Source organism: Pseudomonas sp. HT11 (assembly GCF_044875395.1).
Lineage (GTDB): Bacteria > Pseudomonadota > Gammaproteobacteria > Pseudomonadales > Pseudomonadaceae > Aquipseudomonas.
This window is the reverse complement of sequence record NZ_CP173217.1, coordinates 335,501-355,664: the sequence shown is the minus strand read 5'-3', so window position 1 is coordinate 355,664 and position 20,164 is coordinate 335,501. Positions and strand designations below refer to the sequence as shown.

The 20,164-nt window shown below is 56.4% G+C and carries 18 protein-coding genes, 1 tRNA gene and 1 pseudogene; 14 read left to right on the top strand and 6 right to left on the bottom strand.

The features are described from left to right. Positions 1 to 138: 138 nt before the first annotated feature. From ABWL43_RS01505 to ABWL43_RS01490, 4 genes and pseudogenes are all read left to right on the top strand, one after another. Positions 139 to 1,167 carry a ParA family protein gene (locus ABWL43_RS01505; protein WP_404486399.1) on the top strand — a complete coding sequence of 343 codons (1,029 nt, stop codon included), beginning with the start codon at positions 139 to 141 and terminating at the stop codon, positions 1,165 to 1,167. A 2-nt stretch (positions 1,168 to 1,169) separates the two neighbouring features. Further along, complete coding sequence (locus ABWL43_RS01500; RefSeq protein WP_404486397.1) at positions 1,170 to 2,108, top strand: SIR2 family protein; 939 nt, start codon at positions 1,170 to 1,172, stop codon at positions 2,106 to 2,108. 671 nt (positions 2,109 to 2,779) lie between these two features. Continuing rightward, positions 2,780 to 3,004: a hypothetical protein gene (locus ABWL43_RS01495; protein WP_404486395.1), complete on the top strand. Its 225-nt coding sequence runs from the start codon at positions 2,780 to 2,782 to the stop codon at positions 3,002 to 3,004. 743 nt (positions 3,005 to 3,747) lie between these two features. Continuing rightward, positions 3,748 to 3,947, top strand: a pseudogene (locus ABWL43_RS01490) (hypothetical protein). Positions 3,948 to 4,024: 77 nt separating this feature from the next. On the opposite strand, the gene ABWL43_RS01485 reads toward ABWL43_RS01490, so the two are convergent. Then, complete coding sequence (locus ABWL43_RS01485; protein ID WP_404486393.1) at positions 4,025 to 4,597, bottom strand: hypothetical protein; 573 nt, start codon at positions 4,595 to 4,597, stop codon at positions 4,025 to 4,027. A gap of 367 nt (positions 4,598 to 4,964) precedes the next feature. On the opposite strand from ABWL43_RS01485, the gene ABWL43_RS01480 reads away from it, so the two are divergent. Beyond that, the gene (locus tag ABWL43_RS01480) at positions 4,965 to 5,522 is read left to right on the top strand and encodes a Panacea domain-containing protein (protein ID WP_275968017.1); all 558 of its coding nucleotides are present in this window, start codon (positions 4,965 to 4,967) and stop codon (positions 5,520 to 5,522) included. 833 nt (positions 5,523 to 6,355) lie between these two features. Here the strand turns inward: ABWL43_RS01480 and ABWL43_RS01475 are convergent. Together ABWL43_RS01475 and ABWL43_RS01470 are read right to left on the bottom strand one after the other, a co-directional pair. Continuing rightward, positions 6,356 to 7,963, bottom strand: a complete 1,608-nt coding sequence (locus tag ABWL43_RS01475; RefSeq protein WP_404486392.1) for an ArnT family glycosyltransferase — start codon at positions 7,961 to 7,963, stop codon at positions 6,356 to 6,358. 88 nt (positions 7,964 to 8,051) lie between these two features. After that, a complete protein-coding gene (locus ABWL43_RS01470; protein WP_262208066.1) occupies positions 8,052 to 9,017 on the bottom strand; it encodes an arsenic resistance protein in 966 nt (321 codons plus the stop codon). A gap of 170 nt (positions 9,018 to 9,187) precedes the next feature. Between ABWL43_RS01470 and ABWL43_RS01465 the strand changes: the two genes are divergently transcribed. Together ABWL43_RS01465 and ABWL43_RS01460 are read left to right on the top strand one after the other, a co-directional pair. Further along, a complete protein-coding gene (locus ABWL43_RS01465; RefSeq protein WP_404486390.1) occupies positions 9,188 to 10,096 on the top strand; it encodes an alpha/beta fold hydrolase in 909 nt (302 codons plus the stop codon). Between the two features lie 72 nt (positions 10,097 to 10,168). Continuing rightward, positions 10,169 to 10,582: a hypothetical protein gene (locus tag ABWL43_RS01460; protein ID WP_369301679.1), complete on the top strand. Its 414-nt coding sequence runs from the start codon at positions 10,169 to 10,171 to the stop codon at positions 10,580 to 10,582. A gap of 140 nt (positions 10,583 to 10,722) precedes the next feature. On the opposite strand, the gene gabP is transcribed toward ABWL43_RS01460, so the two are convergent. After that, on the bottom strand, positions 10,723 to 12,114 hold the full coding sequence (gene gabP, locus ABWL43_RS01455; protein WP_145159859.1) for a GABA permease: 1,392 nt from the start codon (positions 12,112 to 12,114) through the stop codon (positions 10,723 to 10,725). Positions 12,115 to 12,668: 554 nt separating this feature from the next. Here gabP and ABWL43_RS01450 point away from each other — a divergent pair. The 5 genes from ABWL43_RS01450 to ABWL43_RS01430 all read left to right on the top strand — a co-directional run bounded on the left by ABWL43_RS01450 (position 12,669) and on the right by ABWL43_RS01430 (position 16,831). After that, positions 12,669 to 13,442, top strand: coding sequence for an ABC transporter ATP-binding protein (locus tag ABWL43_RS01450; RefSeq protein WP_106577457.1), 774 nt, complete (start codon positions 12,669 to 12,671; stop codon positions 13,440 to 13,442). Between the two features lie 13 nt (positions 13,443 to 13,455). Next, entirely contained in the window at positions 13,456 to 14,208 is a 753-nt protein-coding gene (locus ABWL43_RS01445; RefSeq protein WP_003187758.1) for an ABC transporter substrate-binding protein, read from the top strand. Between the two features lie 73 nt (positions 14,209 to 14,281). Beyond that, a complete protein-coding gene (locus ABWL43_RS01440; protein WP_119738133.1) occupies positions 14,282 to 14,974 on the top strand; it encodes an ABC transporter permease in 693 nt (230 codons plus the stop codon). Continuing rightward, positions 14,974 to 15,663, top strand: coding sequence for an ABC transporter permease (locus tag ABWL43_RS01435; RefSeq protein WP_106577455.1), 690 nt, complete (start codon positions 14,974 to 14,976; stop codon positions 15,661 to 15,663). Before ABWL43_RS01440 ends, ABWL43_RS01435 begins: the two co-directional genes overlap by 1 nt. Then, positions 15,644 to 16,831: a methyltransferase gene (locus tag ABWL43_RS01430; RefSeq protein WP_404486386.1), complete on the top strand. Its 1,188-nt coding sequence runs from the start codon at positions 15,644 to 15,646 to the stop codon at positions 16,829 to 16,831. The genes ABWL43_RS01435 and ABWL43_RS01430 overlap by 20 nt, the downstream gene beginning before the upstream one ends. A 239-nt stretch (positions 16,832 to 17,070) precedes the next feature. Here ABWL43_RS01430 and bcsQ (ABWL43_RS01425) read toward each other — a convergent pair whose 3' ends face one another. Then, positions 17,071 to 17,976, bottom strand: a complete 906-nt coding sequence (gene bcsQ, locus ABWL43_RS01425; RefSeq protein WP_404486384.1) for a cellulose biosynthesis protein BcsQ — start codon at positions 17,974 to 17,976, stop codon at positions 17,071 to 17,073. Between the two features lie 185 nt (positions 17,977 to 18,161). Beyond that, the gene (gene bcsQ, locus ABWL43_RS01420) at positions 18,162 to 19,028 is read right to left on the bottom strand and encodes a cellulose biosynthesis protein BcsQ (protein WP_404486383.1); all 867 of its coding nucleotides are present in this window, start codon (positions 19,026 to 19,028) and stop codon (positions 18,162 to 18,164) included. Between the two features lie 435 nt (positions 19,029 to 19,463). Between bcsQ (ABWL43_RS01420) and ABWL43_RS01415 the strand changes: the two genes are divergently transcribed. Both ABWL43_RS01415 and ABWL43_RS01410 read left to right on the top strand, forming a co-directional pair. Continuing rightward, complete coding sequence (locus ABWL43_RS01415; protein ID WP_404486381.1) at positions 19,464 to 19,703, top strand: DUF2790 domain-containing protein; 240 nt, start codon at positions 19,464 to 19,466, stop codon at positions 19,701 to 19,703. A gap of 121 nt (positions 19,704 to 19,824) precedes the next feature. Then, positions 19,825 to 19,900 (top strand) — tRNA-Thr (locus tag ABWL43_RS01410). Positions 19,901 to 20,164: the final 264 nt, after the last annotated feature.

Sequence of the window (20,164 nt, the reverse complement as noted above, 5' to 3'; positions counted from 1 at the left end):
ACTCCGTTTTCGGAAAGCTTAGTGAATTGGCCAAGTGGCCCCGTCCAGTCTCTCTTCCCACGACTGTAAAGAGGTAGTACCCAAAATGCTTTTTGCTAGCGTACGATAGGTTTTTTGAATGCCGTGAGATCTGATCCTATGCCTCAAACCAACGTCAAAAAGTCAGGCGACCAGCGAACAAAGTCAATATGCTTTTTTAACAACAAGGGTGGAGTGGGAAAGACTACCCTTGTGGCAAACCTTGCCGCCGAACTCAGTTTAAATCATGGATGCAATGTTTTAGTTATTGATGCCGACCCACAATGCAATCTAACTCAGTATGTCCTGCCAGATGAAGAGTTTCTCACAATATACGGATCAGTAGATCCGCAAACCATTTACAGCGTGATTCATCCCTTGTCGACAGGCAAAGGCTACAGAACAAATTTGCCAATACTAAAATCAAAGAACTTTGGATTCGATATTATAATTGGCGACCCCCGCCTTGCACTTAAAGAAGATCTCTTGGCGCAAGATTGGAGAGATGCCAAAGCTGGAGGAATCCGAGGTTTAAGGACCACTTTGGTGTTTCACAACGTCATAGAGCAAACTCAACAATATGACTACATTTTCTTTGATATGGGGCCATCTCTCGGCGCCATTAACAGAGCTATACTTCTGGCAGTCGACTATTTCTTAGTTCCAATGTCTATTGACATCTTCTCAAGCTGGGCTCTCAAAAATATCGGAGAAGCTGTAAAAGTATGGGAAAAAGATCTTGAATTTGGAATGAAGAACTCTGAAGACCCAACTGAACTACCACAACTAATCAGCAAAAAGCTGAGATTTCTAGGGTATGTAACTCAACAACATAAAGAACGTAGAGAAAAAGAGGGCACTCGGATTGTTGAGGCCTATAACCATATCAGTAAACAGCTACCCGCAGTGGTCAGCAAAAACCTTAGTTACTTTTATCCTAAGTCACTAAATCCGCACATAGGAGAGATTAAGCATTTGGCCAGTCTTGCGCCAAAATCACAAACTCTTCATCAGCCAATGATCAACGTGAGCGCTCTCGGTAGCTATACATTAATGAGAAAGCAAGCTCGAGAAATTTACAGCGCACTTGCTCTACGCTTTCTAGAAAACCTTTCTGTTACAGAGGCCGAACGGACTGAGAGCCAGTAACTATGCGCCCGATAAACCCAGATTTGATTAACGACCTTGCAGAAAAAAGAGCTGCTATTTTTATCGGCGCGGGAGTATCCGCCGGAGTCACAACAGTTGCTGGCGGAAGAATAAAACTATGGTCAAGCTTCTTGGAAGACGCTGCAGACTTGCTTACTGATAAAAAGCTTAAGTCGCACGCGAAGCAGATGATCAAAAGCCAAGACTATTTGATGGCTTGTGAAATGATCAGCCGGGGGATGGGAACTGATGAGTGGAAAAAACTGCTCACTGCTGAATATGCTCAAAGAGGAACACCGACCGAACTGCAAAAAACCTTGATGCAACTAAATCAACGCATCGTTTTAACCACAAACTTCGATCTCTACCTCGAAGGCGCATGGAACGATGTAAACAAAAATGCCACACATCACCCGCACATTGTAAAATCCATAGGCGAAGACTCCTTTCAAGCGTTTAGAGACTCTCAGAGTTATATATTTAAAATCCATGGCTCTATCGATGACATAGACACCATGATTTTCACCAAGAAAGATTATTCAGATAAAGCATATGGAAACTGGGCTTACGCAAAATTCATAGAAACCGTACTTCTTACCCATACAGTACTTTTTGTAGGGTTCTCACTGAGCGACCCAGCAATTTCTCAAGTAATTGAAAATTATGCTCACAACATCCCCAACGCTAGGCCGCATTATATATTTTTGTCAGGCACACACACCGACAAATATGTAGAGATCAATAAAGAGCTTCGAAGGATATTCATCATTCCTTATGACAAGAAGGACAACCATTTAGAACTCACTGAAATATTCAAAAGAATTTCCACATTAGTAGATAGCCGCCGGAGAGAGCTAAGTATTGAGGTAATGAGATCACTCGAGCCTGCGGAGACTCCACCAGACGCGGCAGAGCAGCTCAAAGATGAGCAAGCGCCCTAGCAGCACATTGAAAACAAACTCGACTTATTAGCCATCGATTTCATCTTTGATTTATGGTGAAAGGAGCGTTTAAAAATCCAATCTAATCTTGGAGAGAGTCGCGGTTACCAAATACATGTTTCCACAGTGTTTTGCAGTGGTTTCCATTGGCACCTGGCCAGGCTCAGACCCACGATTCGGCGGCGAATGCCGGCACGCACGATCTGCGCCAGCATTGAGTGATGAATTCAAATAACCGTGTATATCCCAACACACTGGCGCCGGCATTTACTTTGACCACACTTTGACGGATTGCGAGACAGGCATCAGACCAAACACATGCCGGGTGGGCGTCTGAGGTTTATTGCGCGGCCAACCTGTCAAACAAGCGCACCGTGGCCGCTGTTACCCCTGACAGACCTCAGACGGATACGGCGCTTTCGGCCCGCCTACTTTTACCTGGCCTTTACCGAATCGCTGGCGAATGTGAGACAGGCATGAGACGGATTCGGCGAGCGTGACCGAGTGAAAACGCCCATCGGCCAATGCGGGCGGGGCTCACGCATTAGATGCGGGGAAATCCCGTATCACATCGCCAGGGCATTTTGCCGCAGCAGACACAAACCAAGTAAAGGTGATTCCAGGTATTCGCGGCGCCGGTGCTACGCTCTCTCGAAACACGGAGAGCCACCATGACGGATACCAAACTGATCGCCAGCCTGTTCGACCGCCTCAATCAAAACCAACTCGCCCTGGGCGCCGCCGTGGAGGAGCTTTCCAACTGGGTCGAACAGCGCGGATCGGCAGACATTGCCAACAACGTTCGCGGCGCGCTGGAAACGCTTGATGAGAACCTGGCGTTCATTCGCCAGGGCATTGCTGAGCTGACTGTCGCCGGCAGTCTGGGGCAGTCGTGAGGAGGTAAATAATGGCTATTCTGGACAGTTCTGGACGGATCGCGGCGCGGCACGCAACCTGATTCAGGCCGGGAGCCCCAGCGATCAAGGGCTCCGACAGATCGGCGTAGCAGTCCAGATACCCACCACGTCCAGAATTTTGGGCATACCCGCGGCGGGCGGTTCCGAGAGCCGAATCCTTGACCAGCCTTGACGAAATTCTTGACAGGTCTTGACGGATTTATCTGGCGCCACCAGTGGCTGGAACGCTGAAAGCCACGCAGATCAAGGCTTTACGAGCATTCCGGATGCCTGACCAGCACCAGCCTCGTCTAAAATTCTAGGGGCGGCCGTCAAGGTGGATGTTTGATCAATATCCTGGCGCGATAGGGTGGTGAAATACCGGGCCAGACAAATCCTTAGCGCACCAGGCAATACTAGACAGGCACTAGACGGATTTCCGACGACAGACCACGGGAAAACTGCCCGCAGCCCACGCAGCACGCCGCAGCCAGCGTGGAATGTGGTGTCCTGTCGCTAGATGCTCGTCAAGTCTTTGCCGTGGCTTCCAGCGGCCTGACAGCAGGTCGGATCAGGCGGTGAACGAGTTGTTCACCTTGGAGCGGAAACCAGTCCGCGTGCTAGCTCGACCAACCCCCGGATTCCAGGTAGCTGCTCACGTTCCGCTGATAACATCTGCAGGTCATCTGCTGGCCCCCGCTTCATTCCGGCGCCAGCATCAACCGCGCACCGAGGATAGAGCCGTGTCCGTTATTGACTGTGACTATCTGCCCGCCGACAAGGTGGTGTTTCCGCCCGAACTGGCGCTGCTGATTGTCAGGAAGGCGAGAGCAATGGCGGCGGCATTCGAGGAGCAGGCGCTCGACCAGCTCATGAAGGACGCCCGGCGCGCCCTTTCGCGGGAGCTAAGCCAAAGCGCGTAATCAGGGAAATGCGCCTGTAGTCGCCCGCAGCAACTGCTGATTTCTCTATAGATCTCCAGCACCTGCCCTACCGAAATGGGAGCCCTGCCTCGCTGGATTAATTGATTGGGATCGCCCTGACGACATTGAACATCGAGAACATTTTTCCCGCCTGAAGATATGCGAGAAGTATCAGCACATAGGCCACCACGACTAACGAAACCGCAGTCCACTGGCATACGTCCCCTGCCCTCTCGTGCCACTTCAAGCGCTCAGCGAAAAAGTATTGCGCCAGGTAAGTAATGGCGGTCGCTATACCCGTGACGAAAACTGCCCAACCAAGCAATGCCATGGTCAACGCAAGAGCTTCAAGCCCTTCAGGCTTTAGAGCAGACCAAGCAGAGCCTGCAAACGCTAGTAGCGCCGCAGCGGAGCCCCCCGAGACTAAGAAACATGTTTTCAGAGCGTTGGTACTAGCCTCCCAGCCAGACCTGACCATCTCAATATCCCACTGATGCGAATGCTCGGCATCTTGGAGTTCTGTCTCTGGAGAGCCGGTGTTTTGCATCGCATGCCCTTTGAGCTGCTCAAGATACTTATCCAGCGCGTCGACGTTGACGGTCGTAAACCCTTTTTCCTTATTATTTTTCAGATCGGTCTGAAGAACTTCGATCGCTTGCTTAGCATCCATTCCGCCTGGCTCCCATGATTTTGATGTGCGGGATCATATCAGCCGAAAACTCTGGAGCTGTCAGGAAGGTTCGCCGGAATACCGGGTCAGCTACTCCCCATTCACTACCACTACCCTGATCCGGGGTGGTGTGCACTCGGCACACAAGCTGAAATTCGCTGGCTAGGCACAAGCGTGCTATAGATGGAGGTACCCAATCTAGGTTGAGATTTTCTCTGTATGGATATACAGTAATTTTTCACTCGGGCAGCTAGATACTACCGTTTGGCGGAACGTATGGATTATGTTCTTGACTAACGTAGTATCAAGCCGATAATCCGGCACCATTTTCAACACGTCCCTATGGATTGGGGAGAGGGGTTAAACTGTGATCTTCAGCGAACAAAAAGTAGCCCAAATGGCGGCTTACTTTTTGCAAAGACGCGGCGGACGCATGGCCTACATAAAGCTCATGAAGCTGCTTTACCTGGCTGACCGTGAGTCGATGGATCGCTATAGCGCCCCCATGTCGCATGACTCGCACGTCTCTATGGCGCAAGGGCCTGTACTCTCTGCGACGCTCAACCTCATTACAGGTCAAATTGAGTCACCCGCCTGGCGAAGCTGGGTGACCTCCGAGGCAAAATTTGAAGTGTCGTTGAGTCGAGAACTTAACGATCTCGAATTGCTGGATGAGCTTTCTGATGCAGATCTTGAAATCATGGATCATGTCTGGGAGCAGTTCGGCCGAATGAGGCGCTGGGAGCTGGTTGATTACACTCATGACCATCTACCGGAGTGGGTCGATCCGGGTCGTTCATCGACACCGATTAACCCTCGCGCAGTATTCAAGGCGCTTGGCAAGGACGAGCAGCAAGCAGAGTTGCTTGCTCGAGAACTGTTCGAGCGGAAAAGTCTAGGAAGGGCTGTTTCTGAGTTGATCTAATGCCAGGGAATATTGTACGGAAAGGAACTCTACTGATACTCAGCGGCCCAGCCAACCACCTACACATAGTGATGAATGATCCTGTCTATTCTCACGAACATGGGTATGACGGTGTATTGGCTGTAAACATTTCGTCGGTCAAACAAGGTGTCTATCATGACCCTTCGTGCATTTTGACTACGACTTGTCATCCCTTTGTTCGATGGGATAGCTGGGTGGTATATAAAGAAGCCGCGGTATTTGACGCATCCCGCCTTGATTTGAAAGTGGATTCGGGAGAAATCGTTAGCCACCATCCAGTCAGTGATGAGCTTTATGATCGCGTTCGCGCTGGGTTTGAGATCTCCAGACATCTGCCAAGAAAAATCGGCAGATTCATACGCCAAAATAATTTCTGAAATTTGTACTAAGGCCCCGCCCAGTGATGAGCGGGGCCTTTTTACTGGGGCTCACCTCAAAAATGCGAGAGTGGCGACGGCCCCACTCATCGGATTTTATAAATACAAATTTTGAGTACCTTTGAGGCACCTGAGGCACCTGAGGCACCTGAGGCACCTGAGGCACGATAAAAATTGAGCAACAATTCGAAAAGAGAGTAGATTTGTGAGTAGATTCATTAACAAAAACCACAAGACACCATATATTCCGTGCCTTACAGACAGATGTTCGGTTCCGTCTCTGGCACCACTAATTAGTTTCAGGTGGTGCAAACGTCATCTGAAACACACAAAAAACCCGCCAAGTGCGGGTTTTTTGTTGTCTGGAATTTATGCGTTCCACCCAGGGCGATCCACTATCGCCCCGAGCCCATGCAACCGCAGTAAGCCGCCCGGCTACTTCAGCAAAAACACCATCAGCGGATTATCGTTCAGCCGCCCTTCAAAGCTTGGCGCCTGCTGCTCCATCGACGTCCCTTTCAACAGCGCTGCCTCCTTGCGCGGCACAATCACCCAGGATGGCCGTGGCAACGTGGCTAGTTGTTCAAGCTGATTATCAGCGACGAACAGCGGCTGCTCATCGTGATCCAGGTTCATCATGTAGCGCACCGCCCAGGTATCGCGCCCCAGATTGACGAACACCAAGGGGCCTGGATCGGACTCACGCAGCGCTTCAACCTGGCTGACAAACTTGCGCGTATCAAATTGCAGATCCTTGGCGGGGTCTATCACCACCACCAACAGCAGCCACTGCGCCGCCAGTGCGACCACGCTAAGCCACACCAACCGCAATGGACGACGCCAGGCCATCAGCGCCGCCACCTGCAACACCAGCATCGCGCCAATCATCAGCGGTAACGAAACGTCCGGCCAATACCCGTGCTTTTGCCAGGCATGCCGACACACAAACAGCACGACCACGCACAACGCCGGTAGCGCCGCGACAAGCCCTTCGTAGCAGCGGCGCACGCCGATCAGCCAATGTTGCGCCTGAAGCAGCCCATAGGCCGCGACAGCGGCAAACATCGGCACCATCGGCAGAATGTAATAAGCACGCTTGAAGTGCGGCACCGAAAGCCCAAGCAAAATCATCAAGCCACAGGCGCCAAGCCGTACCACCAGCTGAATATCGTCATTGACCCAGCGCTCAGACCAGCGATGACGCAGCGCAATCATCGTGGCCAGCGCGAGCGGCACCACCGGGAAGTAGCGGTACAAACTGAGCTTGAAGTAGAAGTAAAACGGCTCGCCACTCTCATCGAGGCGCCCGCTGACCTGCATCCTGAACACCTCATCGGCAAAGGCGTCGCCCCCGCTGAACCGCGCCAGCTTCATCAACACCCACCAGCAGGCAACCAATAGCGCCAGCGCCACACAACCGTGAATCAGCACCTGCTTGACGCGCTGCCCCGGCCGGCCGAGCGCCCAGTACACGCACACCACGCCACACACCTCGATCAACCCAAGCGGCCCACGAATCGCGAACGCCAGAATGAATAACGGGAACACGGCAAGCTGCCGCACCCGCGAACCCATGCGCTCGCCGCTGTGCAGCAGGTAGAAACTGCCCACACATAGCAATGCGATCATCAGGTCCAGGCACACCGAGCGCGACTTATCGAGCAATTGGGTGGTGAGCAGTGTCAGCAATACCGTCAGCCACGCCCAAGGTCGGCTCAATGGCGCCAGCAAGCGATAGATCAGCGCGATCATGCCCGCCGAGGCAAGCGCCGTCGGCAGGACATTCGCGAGGTGGTTGGGCGCCCCGAACAAGCGGGCAAACACGAAACTGAAAAAGGTCGCGGTCCCCGGGTAGTCCGGGTAAGGCTGACCGTAGGTAGTCGGAAAAAGACTCGCGCCATGGCGAAACATTTCTTGCAGAAACAGCGCCCAACGCCCGTCAAACCCTTGGGGTTGCTCATCCCAGATGCCCAAGGTGAACAGCAGTAAAGCGATCAGAAACAGGCCCAGGGACTCCAGGCGAAAACGGCTGCGGTGATCCATCGAATGTCCTTTCAGGTAGGCTGCGCCGACTCCATGGTGCCGACTCAGCTCCTGAATAGCGCCTGAACAAACCCGAACATTTATGGATTTATCGACCAGCGCGCCACACCAGTGCCGGAATCAGCCGGATGTAGACTAGCTCGCCCATCAGCTCAACGAGGGTTTGCAGAATCACCGCCGTTGCAGCCAGCCCGCGCACGTCTTCCGGCAAAGCCAGCGCAAGCGGCAAGACCACCAGAGAATTGCGGGTCGAGGCACTGAACGTGATCGCCCGCGCAGTCACAGCAGGCAACGCAAACAACCGCGCAGCCAACGCGCCCATCAACGGCGCCAGCAACAAGAAGCCCACGTACACCGGCATCAGCGGCAACAGCAAACCGATATCGCGCACCACCGAGGTGATCTGCGAGCTGATGACCACAAACAGCACCAGCGCCATCGCGGGCACCGGCAGCCAGGCCCAGGCGTCGTTCCACATATTGATCACGCTGGAGCGCCGCGCCAGGAATGTCGTCAGCACCGCCAGCATCATCGGCAGCACAATCAACAGCACAAACGCCTCCACGAACGGCTCTACCGCCACCACGACAGCGGATTGCGCGCCCAGCATGAAACCCAGGTACACCGGCAACAGCACCAGTTGCAGCAGCAACAGCACCGGCGTTGCCGCCAGCATCAGCCGCGAATCGCCTTTACCGATGTGGGTAAACACCACCACGTAGTCGATGCACGGCGTCAGCAACACCAGCAATGCACCCACCAACAGCGCCGGGCGCTCCACCAGGCCACGGGTCAACGCCCACACCAGCAGGGGCACCAGGATGAAATTGGCCAATAACAGCGCCGAGATAAAGCGCTTGTTGCCCAAACCCTGGCGCAGCTCCAGAAACGGGATTTGCAGGAACATCGCATACATCAGCACCGCGATGGCGGGCGTCACCAGCACGCCAAGACCGTGGGCTGACAGCGGCGCAAGCACGCCGAATGCCGCGGCCAGCAGGACGGCAACGAAGTAGAGGAGGATCTGACTGTGTTCGAGGGTGTCGCGGGTCATGGACTGACTTTGGCTGATGAACAGATCGCAAGCCTAAGCACTCAGGGGGGCGAGGTCGAGCATCGCGATATTTGTTACGCCCCTGCCGCGCTAAATTTGTTAATTTCGGTTTCTTATAAAAGCGCGTGGCCCTACAGCCCACACCAAAAGCGCAAGGATCAAGCCGACCTATGAACCTGCCCACTCGACCAGCCCCGGAAGCATTCCGTGAGCCCGCCAACGACGGCTACCCCATCGGCGGCTTCACCTGGCGCCATATCAGAACCGACCCGATACGCCCGGTTGTCATCATCAACGCCGCCACTTCCGTACGCTGCCGCCACTACTCTCGCTTCGCCGATTACCTGTTTGCCAATGGCTTGGACGTCATCACGTACGACTACCGAGGCATAGGCGAGTCCCGCAGTGGCTCGCTGCGCGGCTTCAAGGCGTCGTGGTCGGATTGGGGCGTGCTGGATTTCGAGGCGATGCTGCAGCGCGCGCAACGGGAGTTTCCAGGGCAGCCGATTGAGGTGGTCGGTCACAGCTTTGGAGGCTGTGCGGCGGGGCTTGGCGCTTCCGGCGCGGTGATTCGACGCATCGTCACAGTCGGCGCGCAGTTTGCGTACTGGCGCGACTATGAGGCCAGCGGGCGCTGGCGCATGTTTGCCAAGTGGCATGTGGTGATGCCGCTGGTGACCGCGCTGTATGGCTACTTCCCCGGCAAACGCCTGGGCTGGCTGGAAGACACACCGGCCGGCGTGGTGCACGACTGGGGCACGCCAACCCCCCGGTACGAGACGCGCCCCAGCGGGCGCGCGCTGAATGAGTTGCCGTTTGCCCGCGTGAAGGCGCAGTTGCTGGCGATCAGCATCACCGACGACCCGTTTGGCACGGTGGCGGCGATTGAGCGGCTACTGGGCTATTTCGAACACAGCGAGCGCACGCATCTGCGCATAGCCCCTGAAGATATTGGCGAAAACGCCGTCGGGCATTTCGCCTTTTTCCGCAGTGAATATCAGGACCGGCTGTGGCCGATTGCACTGGCGTGGCTGCAACACGGTGAGTTGATGCAAGGCGCTCCCGGTCAGTGCATTTAGAATCCCTTGGGATTTACCCCCAACCTGCGCTTCAATACCCACCCAGACCCAGTACCCAAGGACGTTGAGCCCATGGCCTCGCCGAACAAGCAGCAAAAACGTGCCCACCGGGCAAAGGCCAAGGCCAAGCAAAACCGTACCCAACGCAGCGTTGCGACCAAGCCGGATGCGTTCGCCGGCGATGACAGCCGCATTGACCTTGAGTCGGTAGATTTGACCGAGTTGTTTATGGAGATGCGCACCGCGGGCGAAACCAGCCAGCAGGCGCTGTGTGCAGTATTCCTGGCGCACCCGTTGCTGGCGCTGGTGCTGGAGCAGGAAGGCGAAGAAGAGGCCACTGACTTCATTCTCGCGGCACTGATCGAGTACCGGCAGTGGGCGACGGACAGTGATGATGAAGCGGCGGCGCTGGCGTGGATCGAGTCGCCGCAGTTTCAGGCCGATTACGTGGCGGCCTCCCAAGCGCTCGCCAACTCAGCAGACTGACACAACACCAAATGTGGGAACGGGCTTGCCCGCGAAAGCGGTGGATCAGTCGCCAGATGTGCTGGCTGATCTACCGTAATCGCGGGCAAGCCCGCTCCCACATTTGAATTGCGATGCATTGCGCAGCGCATTTCATTACATCAATTGAGTACGGCAGCGCCTACCTTCTGCGCCTTGCGACGGCTCGCCACAAACAACCCCGCCAGCACCACCAGCAAGCTCAAAATACCGGTCGCAATAATCTCGACCCGGTGCGCTTCCTGGAACAGCATGATGGTCAGCGTACCGACGATGAACACCATTACCGCGTAGGTCAGGCCAGGGAACAGCCACATCTTGAACACAATCTTCTCGCCCGCAGCCGTGCGCTTCTGGCGCATGCGCAGTTGCGACACCGCGATCACCAGGTACACCAGCAACGCGATGGCGCCGGAGCTTGCCAACAGGAACTCGAACACCGCCGCCGGGGCGACGTAGTTGGCGAACACTGCCAGGAACGCCGCGCCAGTGGACAACAGCACCGCGCAGTAAGGCGTGCCGCTTTTGTTGGTGCGCTTGGACATCGCCGGCGCATCACCGCGACGCCCCAGGGAGAACAGCATGCGCGAGGCGGTGTACAACGCCGAATTAAGGCAGCTGGTCACGGCAACCAATACCACCAGGTCGACGATCAGCTTGGCGTTCGGAATGCCCATGCGTTCCAGCACAGTCTGGTAAGAACCTACGGCCGCCAGGGTCGGATCGTTCCATGGCACCAGCGACACAACAATGAAGATCGAAAGCAGGTAGAACAAACCAATCCGCCAGATCACCGAGTTGGTGGCCTTGGTGATTTGCTGGCCAGGGTTCTTCGATTCGGCCGCAGCGATGGTGACAATCTCGGTGCCCATGAACGAGAACATGGTGGTCAGGATGGCCGCCAATACCGCGCCCATGCCATTAGGCATAAAACCCTGGGTGTCGAACAGGTGTGACACGCCGCTGACCTGACTGGTCGGCAGGAAGCCGAAAATCGCCGCCAGGCCGAGGATCACAAAGCCCACAATCGCCACGACTTTGATCAGCGCAAACCAGAACTCGAATTCACCGTAGTTTTTCACGCTGAACAGGTTGGTTGCCGTGAGCAGCAACGTGATGATCAGGGTAAAGGCCCAGATCGCCACATCGGGGAACCATGCATTAAGGATGGTCGCAGCGGCGTTGGCTTCCAGCGGAATCACCAGCACCCAGAACCACCAGTACAACCAGCCAATGGTGAAACCGGCCCAATGGCCAATCGCGCGGTCGGCGTAGGTGGAGAACGAACCGGTATCCGGTGAAGCTACCGCCATCTCGGCGAGCATGCGCATCACCAATACCACCAACGTGCCCGCAGCGGCGTAAGCCAACAGTACGGCCGGGCCGGCGGCAGCAATCGCGTGGCCGGAGCCAACAAACAAACCGGCACCAATGACGCCGGCAATCGACAGCATGGTGACGTGACGCGGTTTGAGCCCCTGTTCGAGGTCATTGGAGCTTTGCGTACTACTCATTGACACACCTTTACGAGGAATTGCGAAAACGGTCCGCCCGGCCTGCGATCTTTCTCGTGAAAAGAAACCAACGGGGCGTTCTTTATTTTTTACGCAAGATTTGCGCCAAAATATTACAGAGCCGCGATTGACGCGGGCTGTAGGACAATTCAACGTGCGCTGCAAGTCATTGAGAACAATGGCATTCCGCTATAGCGTTACCGTGCGACCCACAATCCAGACGGTCATGCGCACCAAAAACACACACAAAAAGTGCGTGACGCCCCACAAAGGGGCTGATATGGACCGTTTGCCCGGTTAACCCTTCCAACACCCGGCCAAAGCTGGCACCATCGCGCCCTTTTTTACGCAAAGCCTGTGGATTTCTCGGGTTCAAACGTCTGTAGGTTGTTGATGGCGCGACACGCTGCTGCGCCGATGCGACACCCTGCCGCAGGCCACCCGTTAACCGTCCGCAGCGCTGTTGGCTGCCATCCGAACGCTATGCTAGCTTGGCGCCTCGCCAGGAAGGCGGCCCAACAGCAGGAATGCAATGAACACAATGAGGACCGCACATGGCCGAGGCCGCGCCCGCGCTTGAAATCCGCAACTTGCATAAACGCTATGGTGAGCTTGAGGTACTTAAAGGTATCTCGCTGACCGCCCGCGACGGCGACGTGATCTCGATCCTGGGTTCCTCCGGTTCCGGCAAGTCCACCTTCCTGCGCTGCATCAACCTGCTGGAAAACCCGCACCAGGGACAGATCCTGGTCGCCGGCGAAGAACTCAAGCTCAAGGCCGCGAAAAACGGCGAGCTGATGGCCGCCGACGGCAAACAGATCAACCGCCTGCGCAGCGAAATCGGTTTTGTGTTTCAAAACTTTAATCTGTGGCCGCACATGAGCATCCTCGACAACATCATCGAGGCGCCCCGCCGTGTGCTCGGCCAAAGCAAAGCCGAAGCCACGGAAGTGGCCGAAGCCTTGCTGGCCAAGGTCGGCATCGCCGACAAGCGCCACGCCTACCCTGCGCAACTGTCCGGTGGCCAGCAGCAACGGGCGGCCATTGCGCGCACCCTGGCCATGCAGCCCAAGGTCATCCTGTTCGACGAGCCGACATCGGCGCTTGACCCGGAAATGGTCCAGGAAGTACTTAATGTGATCCGCGCGCTGGCCGAAGAAGGCCGCACCATGCTGTTGGTCACCCATGAAATGGGCTTTGCCCGTCAGGTGTCCAGTGAAGTGGTGTTCCTGCACCAGGGCCTGGTCGAAGAGCAAGGATCGCCACAGCAGGTGTTTGAAAACCCGCTTTCGGCGCGCTGCAAACAATTCATGTCCAGCAACCGCTAACGGAGCAACATGCATGCAGAACTATAAAAAATTCCTTCTGGCCGCGGCCGTTTCGATGGCGTTCAGCGCCACGGCCATGGCAGAAACCTTGAAGATGGGGATCGAAGCGGCCTACCCGCCCTTCAACAATAAAGACGCCAGCGGCAACGTCGTCGGCTTCGACAAAGACATCGGCGACGCCCTGTGCGCGAAGATGAAAGTCGAGAAGTGCGAAGTGTATGTGTCCGACTGGGACGGCATCATCCCGGCCCTGAACGCCAAGAAGTTCGACTTCCTGGTGTCCTCGCTGTCGATCACCGATGAGCGCAAGCAGGCCGTCGACTTCACCGACCCGTACTACTCCAACAAGCTGCAATTCATCGCGCCTAAAGCGACTGCGGACTTCAAGACCGACGCGGCCTACCTGAAGGGCAAGGTCATCGGTGCACAGCGCGCGACGCTGGCCGGTACTTACCTGGAAGACAAGCTGCCGGACACCGAGGCCAAGCTTTATGACACCCAGGAAAACGCCTACCTCGACCTGACGTCCGGCCGCCTGGACGGCATCCTCGCCGACAAATACGTGCAGTACGAATGGCTCAAGAGCAAAGACGGTTCGGCCTATGAATTCAAGGGCGACCCCGTTGTAGAAAGCGACAAGATCGGTATCGCCGTACGCAAGGGCGACCCGCTGCGCGAGCGCCTGAACAAAGCTTTGGCAGAGATCAAGGCAGACGGCACCTACAAAAAGATCAACGACAAGTACTTCCCGTTCAGCATCGAATGATCTGAACGGCCTGCCCGACGCGCTGCTTGAGCGCGTCGGCTTTTAGCAATGCCTGCCGCGATATGAAAACACCATGAATTTCGATCTCTACGGATTCGGCCCGGCGCTCGCCGCCGGCGCGCTGATGACCGTCAAACTGGCGCTCACGGCTTTATGCCTGGGGCTGGTGCTGGGCCTTGCCGGCGCATTGGCCAAGACATCGCCCTACAAGCCGTTGCAATGGCTTGGCGGCGTTTACTCGACCATCGTTCGCGGCGTGCCGGAACTGTTGTGGGTGTTGCTGATTTATTTCGGCACGATCAACGCGATGCGCAGCCTGGGTGAAATGCTCGACATTCCCGACCTGTCGCTCAGCGCTTTCGCGGCCGGCGTGATCGCCTTGGGCCTGTGTTTCGGGGCCTACGCCACCGAGGTGTTACGTGGCGCGATCATCGCTATTCCCAAGGGCCATCGCGAAGCCGGTGTGGCATTGGGCCTGTCGAAGTTTCGCATCTTCACCCGCCTGATCATGCCGCAGATGTGGCGCATCGCCCTGCCGGGCCTGGGCAATCTGTTCCTGATCCTGATGAAAGACACCGCGCTGGTCACGGTTATCGGCCTGGAAGAAATCATGCGCCACGCCCAGATCGCGGTCACCGTCACCAAACAGCCGTTCACCTTCTATCTGGTCGCCGCGTTCATTTATCTGGGCCTGACGTCGCTGTCGATGGTCGCTATGCACGTGCTGGAAAAACGCGCCGCCCGCGGCTTCGTGAGGACGACGTAATGGAATGGGAAGTCATCTATAAGTGGCTGCCGAAGTTTATCCAGGGCGCCATTCTGACCCTGGAACTGGTTGGCATTGCCGTGATTCTCGGGCTGATCCTGGCGATCCCGCTGGGCATCGCTCGCTCGTCCAAGCGCTGGTATGTGCGCTCGCTGCCCTACGCGTATATCTTCTTTTTTCGCGGCACCCCGTTGCTGGTGCAGTTGTTCCTGGTCTATTACGGCCTGGCCCAATTCGACGCCGTGCGCGCAAGCTTCATGTGGACGTATCTGCGCGACCCTTTCTGGTGTGCCACGGCCACCATGACCCTGCACACGGCGGCTTATATCGCCGAAATCCTGCGCGGCGCCATCCAGGCTATCCCGCCGGGCGAAATCGAAGCAGCTCGCGCGCTGGGCATGTCCAAGCCGAAAACGCTGTTCTATATCATCCTGCCGCGTGCGGCCCGTATCGGCCTGCCGGCCTACAGCAACGAAGTCATTTTGATGCTCAAGGCCAGCTCGCTCGCGAGCACGGTGACCTTGCTGGAACTGACCGGCATGGCCAGGACCATCATTGCGCGCAACTACCTGACAGTTGAGATGTTCTTCACCGCCGGCGTGTTCTACCTGCTGATTTCCTACATCCTGGTACGCGGCTTCAAACTGCTCGAACGCTGGTTGCGCGTCGATGCTTGCCAGGGACGTTGAGGCGCGCTTCGCGGCGCTGGATGCGTTCCTGATCGAGCACCAAGGGCTGTGGCGACCACGGCCTTTCACGCATCTGCAATTACCCTGGGAATGCGAGTATCCCGAGCTTGGCCAGTGGTTACGCCAGCGCACTTTGGCCGATGCCGAAAGCTGTCACAACTGGCCTCACGCCCTGCCGGCGCCCGCGCCTTTTCCACAGCTGGCCGAACAGGCGCTGCAGCTCAGTGCTGTGGACAGGTTACCGACACAGGCGCTGGAGCCGGCGCGTCATCGACTGAATGTCGACGTACCGGGTCGCAAGTGGCAACAGATCGAAGCCTTCGGCGCCGCACTCAATTTCACCCACACGCCCGCCCATTGGCTGGACTGGTGCGCCGGCAAAGGCCATCTTGGCCGCCGCCTGCTGCAACCCGGCCAGCAGCTGACATGCCTGGAATACGACCCGGCGCTGATCGCCTCCGGCCAGGCATTAAGCGATCACCACCGCTTGCCCGTCACCCATCGCCTGCAAGACGTGATGGCCCAGGTGGCACTCAGCCCCGAACACACACCCGTCGCCCTGCATGCCTGCGGCGACCTGCACGTGCGCCTGCTGCAACTGGCCAGCGCGGCCGGTTGCAAGCAACTGGCACTGGCGCCCTGCTGTTACAACCGCATCAACGCCGACAGCTATCAGGCCGTATCCGGCGCCGCACGCGCATCGCAATTGCGGCTGTCGCTTGATGACCTGGGCCTGCCGTTGAACGAAACCGTGACTGCCGGTAACCGCGTACGCCAGCAACGGGATATCTCCATGGCCCGACGCCTGGGCTTCGATCAGCTACAGCGGCAATTGCGCGGCTGCGACGACTATTTGCCCACGCCGTCCTTGCCTGCCCGCTGGCTGGATCAACCTTTCGCAGACTATTGCCAAGCACTGGCGAGCCTTAAGGGCTTATCCACAGGTGAACAGGATTGGCAGGCGCTGGAAGCGCAGGGCTGGCGCCGGCTGGCCGAGGTCAGAAACCTGGAGTTGGTCCGTGGGTTGTTTCGGCGCCCATTGGAAATGTGGCTGGTGCTGGACCGGGCACTTTTTCTGCTCGAACAGGGCTACAAGGTTGAGATAGGCAGCTTCTGCGAAGCCACGCTGACCCCGCGCAATTTGATGGTGGTGGCTGAGCGCGATTAAGGGGCAAATTTCCTACACGCGCCCTGTGGATAAGTCTGTTGATGAATTCTTTACGAGCGCTGTAACTATCAGCGCTACAGGCCAAAAGCCAAGCTGGTCATTTTTTGTTCACATTATAAAATGCACGCAAAACAGGCAGTTGCAGCGTGTTGAGAACGGCTCCACAAAATGGCTGTTTCGTGACACCCATGACCAACCGATTGTGCATAAGCATCTGGCGTAAAGCGTATAAACCACGCTTAAGCCGTTCTTTTGGGCGCCTTCAACAACCGGCAAATTTCGTTGATATCGTCGCTGGCCAGGTGTTTCGCAACGTTATCCAACGGGTCGGCGGCAAACGCCAGCGCCTCATTGATCGCCATGTCACGGTGAACCTCCAGCGGAGCCTTGCCGAGGTGCTGTTTGAAGGCCTCAACCATGTCCAGGCTGAAAGCATTGCTCTCATCCACCTGATTGACCACCACATGCACCGCAGGCGGGCGTTCACCGGCAAGGTGCGGCGCAAGCAATACATCCAAGTGATCGAGCGTGCCAAGGCACGCGGCATCCGCCTGCACAATCACCAACACCACATCGGCAACGTTCAGCGCTTGATGAAAGTAGACGTTGTTGCCAGCTGGCGTATCGATGATCACCGTTTGCCGCTCGCTCAGGCCCAGCGACAAGAGGCGTTGAGCCAGCCAGGTCGGCTCGTGTTTGAGCCAGCGCTCGAGATTTTCCTGCTGCTGAACATCGATATCGCCAAAGGTAAGCACTTGGCAACCGGCGAAACCGAGCTGTTGCAATGGGCTCCACTGCCCATGCTCCAGGCTGGTGCGGCCGATACCGGGGAGCGCACCACTGACGCCGAAGTGATGATGCAAGGCGTTCTGCGGGTCCAGGTCCAGCGCCACCACCGACTCGCCGTGGCGCTGCAGGCCGCTGCTCAAGGCTGTGGCCAACGTGCTTCGGCCGACACCCCCATTCATCGACACCAGCGCGACGATTTTCGGGCGCAGTGCTGCCAGATCAACGGCGTGAGCGTGTGCGTGGGGGGATGGGTCAGCAGGCACGCTGCCGAAAAAGTGCATGCGCGCATTGATGCCTTGGGCATCGTGGGTGACGTTTTTGCCGAACAACGTCAAAAGCTCTTCACTCAGGCTCATGGCCTACTCCTCACGACGCATCGTAAAGACGTGAAGTTCGGCAAGCAGGCACTTACCGCAGGTCTTATTATTGGCGTCTTAGTGACGCATTCTGTGACAGGTGTGGCGAAGTGTCATTATTTTGATGTTTTGACTGGCCGCTTTTTAGACAAACGGTAAATAGTCAAATAAATGGCCGTGCGCCCTTAGCGCATTCTCGCGCTCAACGCCCGACACAGCGCGTTCACGTCCTGGCATCCGGCGCTATCAAGCACGGGGTCGAGCGGGTCTCGGCCGTAAGCCTGCGCCTCGCTGAACGAGGGATCGCGTTGAACCGTGCCCAACACGGTATCACCCAGGCGCAATTTGAAAACGCCCGCCATGTCCTGGCTGAACGCGTGACCGCCGTCCACCTGATTGATCACGTAAAACCGTTGAGGCGGCGATTCACTTGCAAGGTAGGGCGCAAGTACTTCGTCCATCTTGGCCAATCGGCGAAACGAAGCCGCGTCCGGCTGCACCACCACCAGCACCGCATCCGCCACCGACATTGCCTGGCCGAGATACACCGTGTTGCCCGCAGGGACGTCGATGACCACCGTGTCGTGGCCATTGAGCCCGAGGCCGGCCAAACGCTTGCCGAGAAATTCGAGATCCTGCCCCAGCCAACGATTCAGGCTTTGTTGCTGCACGGCGTCGGTTTCACCAAAGCTGACCAGCCGGCACCCGGCAAACCCCCGTTTGGGCAAGGCTTGCCAGGTTTGATTGAGCAAGCTGGTCGCCCCAAGGCCAGGCAGATCAAACCCCGGGCACAAGTGATGACGCAGCGCGTCTTGCGGGTCCAGGTCCAGCGCCAGCGCTGGATGCCCCTGACGCTGCAAACCGCTGGCAAGCGCGGCGGCCAACGTGCTGCGCCCCACGCCGCCGGTAGCAGAAACAACCACCACCACCTTGGGCGCCGAGGCGTGCGAATACACCTCGCCGCCCGGGCTTTCTACTACTTGAGGTGGGGGAACAGAAGCGGCCGTGCCTTGGTTCAAATGATCCAGCAAACGCTGTAAAGGCTCGGCCACCGAGGGCTCGCGCAAAGAGGGTTCAGCCAGCGCGGTGTAAAGTTTTGAAATGTGATCTGCACGCCCCACTGACTGCTCCTCCCGTTCTAATCGCCGATCAATTAAGGCGCGCATTGTGTGATATCACACTGATGGTGTCAGTATTTTGGTGCTTGTAACAAATTTTTTTCAGATGAGCGGCATGACGCCATTTTTATGGCTTTAAGCCAATATCTAAATATTTCTTTTTAAATCAACGGACTAAGCTTTATTTGTGTGTTTTTTGATCATTTTTTATTTCATTTCAAACGCTCTCAAACCTCTTTCGTGTCAGCGAGCACATAAACCTCAGGCCAACACATAACGAGACAAAACCAAAGCTGCGAGACACAGCCCAGATACCTGCAAGGCATTCAATGACCTCAGCCCACCATTGACGCCCCAGAGGACAGCACCATGACCCCGCACAACTGGAAACACTGCGTCGCCTTAGGCCTGCTTGCCTTGACCTTCGGCGCCCATGCCCACGCAAGTCAAAAACCGGACATCCAGCACGCATTGTCAACCACCGAAGACGCCCGCTCAGGCTGTGGTGTGGTGAATGCACGAATGACCTACCTGGATTCGAAAGGCCGGACACAGGTGTTGGAGTACATGAAATTTACCGACACTTGCGGGGACGGAAATTGGGGCTGATTCGAGGCCCCGCAGACGACGAAAAAGCAGTGATCGCAAAAAAACCTTCGCCTCTGCAAAAATAGTCAGAATTCAGGGGTTTACAGATGCTTGCCAATCGCTATAATCGTCGCCCTAACACGCCGGTATAGCTCAGTTGGTAGAGCAACTGACTTGTAATCAGTAGGTCCCGGGTTCGACTCCTGGTGCCGGCACCATATAAGACGAAGCCCTCACAGCAATGTGAGGGCTTTGTTGTTTCTGGCGTAAGCATCAGCGCCCTCGCTACACACACAGCTGGCCACATCGACTGTGATGTCGTTCGTCTCTGCGCTCATTTGCGCCCTCGCCCTTGGCTGAGGCCTCACCCCTATCAATAGCTTTTGGTCCGGCTGAAAAACGACTTTGCCCTACCGAATGATTGATGGAGAATGCGCCACGGCAAGGAACGCTGCACTTGAGCGGCCCGTCATGCACACATT

Excerpts from the sequence above, each read along its gene's own strand:
- ABWL43_RS01505 (WP_404486399.1), top strand. The coding sequence starts at position 139 with ATGCCTCAAACCAACGTCAAAAAGTCAGGCGACCAGCGAACAAAGTCA.
- ABWL43_RS01500 (WP_404486397.1), top strand. The coding sequence starts at position 1,170 with ATGCGCCCGATAAACCCAGATTTGATTAACGACCTTGCAGAAAAAAGA.
- ABWL43_RS01495 (WP_404486395.1), top strand. The coding sequence starts at position 2,780 with ATGACGGATACCAAACTGATCGCCAGCCTGTTCGACCGCCTCAATCAA.
- ABWL43_RS01485 (WP_404486393.1), bottom strand. The coding sequence starts at position 4,597 with ATGGATGCTAAGCAAGCGATCGAAGTTCTTCAGACCGATCTGAAAAAT.
- ABWL43_RS01475 (WP_404486392.1), bottom strand. The coding sequence starts at position 7,963 with ATGGATCACCGCAGCCGTTTTCGCCTGGAGTCCCTGGGCCTGTTTCTG.
- ABWL43_RS01470 (WP_262208066.1), bottom strand. The coding sequence starts at position 9,017 with ATGACCCGCGACACCCTCGAACACAGTCAGATCCTCCTCTACTTCGTT.
- ABWL43_RS01465 (WP_404486390.1), top strand. The coding sequence starts at position 9,188 with ATGAACCTGCCCACTCGACCAGCCCCGGAAGCATTCCGTGAGCCCGCC.
- ABWL43_RS01460 (WP_369301679.1), top strand. The coding sequence starts at position 10,169 with ATGGCCTCGCCGAACAAGCAGCAAAAACGTGCCCACCGGGCAAAGGCC.
- gabP (WP_145159859.1), bottom strand. The coding sequence starts at position 12,114 with ATGAGTAGTACGCAAAGCTCCAATGACCTCGAACAGGGGCTCAAACCG.
- ABWL43_RS01450 (WP_106577457.1), top strand. The coding sequence starts at position 12,669 with ATGGCCGAGGCCGCGCCCGCGCTTGAAATCCGCAACTTGCATAAACGC.
- ABWL43_RS01445 (WP_003187758.1), top strand. The coding sequence starts at position 13,456 with ATGCAGAACTATAAAAAATTCCTTCTGGCCGCGGCCGTTTCGATGGCG.
- ABWL43_RS01440 (WP_119738133.1), top strand. The coding sequence starts at position 14,282 with ATGAATTTCGATCTCTACGGATTCGGCCCGGCGCTCGCCGCCGGCGCG.
- ABWL43_RS01435 (WP_106577455.1), top strand. The coding sequence starts at position 14,974 with ATGGAATGGGAAGTCATCTATAAGTGGCTGCCGAAGTTTATCCAGGGC.
- ABWL43_RS01430 (WP_404486386.1), top strand. The coding sequence starts at position 15,644 with ATGCTTGCCAGGGACGTTGAGGCGCGCTTCGCGGCGCTGGATGCGTTC.
- bcsQ (WP_404486384.1), bottom strand. The coding sequence starts at position 17,976 with ATGAGCCTGAGTGAAGAGCTTTTGACGTTGTTCGGCAAAAACGTCACC.
- ABWL43_RS01415 (WP_404486381.1), top strand. The coding sequence starts at position 19,464 with ATGACCCCGCACAACTGGAAACACTGCGTCGCCTTAGGCCTGCTTGCC.